We start from the raw sequence: 2500 nt of genomic DNA, 5'->3' as shown, positions 1-2500 counted from the left end.
AGTAGAGGAGGGTGGCACAGACCAGGGGGTAGCGACTGTTTATCAAAAACACAGGGCTCTGCGAAGTCGCAAGACGACGTATAGGGTCTGACGCCTGCCCGGTGCTGGAAGGTTAAGAGGAGGGGTGCAAGCTCTGAATCGAAGCCCCAGTAAACGGCGGCCGTAACTATAACGGTCCTAAGGTAGCGAAATTCCTTGTCGGGTAAGTTCCGACCTGCACGAATGGCGTAACGACTTCCCCGCTGTCTCCAGCATAGACTCAGTGAAATTGAATTCCCCGTGAAGATGCGGGGTTCCTGCGGTTAGACGGAAAGACCCCGTGCACCTTTACTATAGCTTTACATTGGCATTCGTAGTGGCATGTGTAGGATAGGTGGTAGGCTTTGAAACCTGGGCGCCAGCTCAGGTGGAGCCACCCTTGAAATACCACCCTTATTACTATGGATGTCTAACCGCGGCCCGTTATCCGGGTCCGGGACAATGTATGGTGGGTAGTTTGACTGGGGCGGTCGCCTCCTAAAGAGTAACGGAGGCGCGCGATGGTGGGCTCAGAACGGTCGGAAATCGTTCGCTGAGTGCAATGGCATAAGCCTGCCTGACTGCGAGACTGACAAGTCGAGCAGAGACGAAAGTCGGTCATAGTGATCCGGTGGTCCCGCGTGGAAGGGCCATCGCTCAACGGATAAAAGGTACGCCGGGGATAACAGGCTGATGACCCCCAAGAGTCCATATCGACGGGGTTGTTTGGCACCTCGATGTCGACTCATCGCATCCTGGGGCTGGAGCAGGTCCCAAGGGTATGGCTGTTCGCCATTTAAAGCGGTACGTGAGTTGGGTTCAGAACGTCGTGAGACAGTTCGGTCCCTATCTGCCGTGGGTGTAGGAATATTGAAAGGATCTGTCCCTAGTACGAGAGGACCGGGATGGACGGATCTCTGGTGGACCTGTTGTGGCGCCAGCCGCATAGCAGGGTAGCTATATCCGGACGGGATAACCGCTGAAGGCATCTAAGCGGGAAACCCACCTTAAAACGAGTATTCCCTGAGAACCGTGGAAGACGACCACGTTGATAGGCCGGGTGTGGAAGAGCGGCAACGCTTGAAGCTTACCGGTACTAATAGTTCGATCGGCTTGATCGTTCTCATTCCTAATGTCCATTTGACGAAGTCAAATGGTTTGTTCTCACTCACGCTTGTTCCGCCCTTCGGGCGGCGCTACGTGGGTGCGGCGCATCGGCGCCGACGGTCGGTCGACCTTGCGAAGCTTCGCTTCGAAGGGCCAGACCCAAGGACGGCCAGGCACAAAAAAGACCAGCGAAAAGCTCCGAGAAAGCACAAAATAGGTCCCCTATTCGCTCCTCTCTATGGCTATTCGCTCAAACCAGCTTCTCGAATAACGTGCGTTTTGCCGACCTGGTGGTTATGGCGGAGCGGCTGCACCCGATCCCATTCCGAACTCGGCCGTGAAACGCTCCAGCGCTGATGGTACTTCGTCTCAAGACGCGGGAGAGTAGGTCGCTGCCAGGTCTGCTAAACGCACGTTCAAACTCACATCCAACCGGATGACAGAGAAATCTTCTCATTGCTTTGTTCGATGCATGTCGTTGCCCCAAAACCGCTAACACTTTTGGGCGACATGCATAAAAGCCCGCCAAGGGATCCCGGGCCGCTCTAAGCGGCCCTTTCATTTGGTGGATACAGGAATGCCGCAGTCGCCAAAGTAGAGCGGCGATCGCGGTGGTGGCGCGGGGTGGAGCAGCCCGGTAGCTCGTCAGGCTCATAACCTGAAGGTCACAGGTTCAAATCCTGTCCCCGCAACCAAACTTACCAAAACGGCCCGCCAGGCTCAAAGCCGGCGGGCCGCTTTGCGTTCGGATAAGCGCCGCCTTGGATCCGGCCTGACCGCCCCAAGCAGACCAAGCCGGCGACCCGCACAAAAATCAAATCCTCCCCCCAAAACCAAATCAAAAAGACAGCCGCCAAGGCTCCAAGCCGGCGGGCCGTTGCGTATGCGAATCACCGTGGAGTGTCGATCCAATCCTGTCCAGGCCCGCAAAAGAGGCGACGCCGATGCCGCGGACAAAAATCAAATCAGTGAAGACCATGGAGGGATGGCCAGGTTCAAGATTGATTGGCCGCCAAGCATGAACAGATTAGCCGGTTGGGCTTTAACTCAGCCGGCTTCCTCACACGCTATTGGATGGTGGATAGCAGGATCTGCGGCCTCCGCTCGCACCGAGACCCTCGATCGCGTGGTGCTGCCCCAATCGGTAGTCCAATTCCGTCGAATCGGGACCGAGGCGATGCCGCTTGGCGGGTCATGATGATGAAGCGTCGCCGAATCGGCAGTGGATTGCCAGCTATCGCTATCTATTGTCATCAATGACGCTCAAGCCATGATCTCCACCAGGAGGTCGCCATACCCAACTGCGCTTTGAACGAGCACTGTGAGAGCTTCATCAGGAAACAGCTCGAGTTCGGCCGCTACAACAATGCCAGTG

Annotated in this window: 1 tRNA gene, 2 rRNA genes and 1 pseudogene (1 of these 4 cut by a window edge); all 4 read left to right on the top strand. The window is 56.3% G+C overall.

Features of this window, described 5'->3' with window-relative positions:
• Positions 1–1139 (top strand): 23S ribosomal RNA (locus M653_RS0111035); it begins 1730 nt to the left of the window's first position.
• Between the two features lie 272 nt (positions 1140–1411).
• Positions 1412–1526, top strand: a 5S ribosomal RNA gene (gene rrf / locus M653_RS0111030).
• Positions 1527–1743: 217 nt separating this feature from the next.
• Positions 1744–1820 (top strand) — tRNA-Met (locus M653_RS0111025).
• 598 nt (positions 1821–2418) lie between these two features.
• Positions 2419–2500, top strand: a pseudogene (locus tag M653_RS1000000138215) (type II toxin-antitoxin system ParD family antitoxin); the annotation flags it as partial.

The organism is Mesorhizobium sp. WSM3626 (assembly GCF_000513935.1).
Lineage (GTDB): Bacteria > Pseudomonadota > Alphaproteobacteria > Rhizobiales > Rhizobiaceae > Mesorhizobium > Mesorhizobium salmacidum.
The sequence above is the reverse complement of the archived record's forward strand: the minus strand, read 5'-3'. Positions and strand labels throughout refer to the sequence as shown.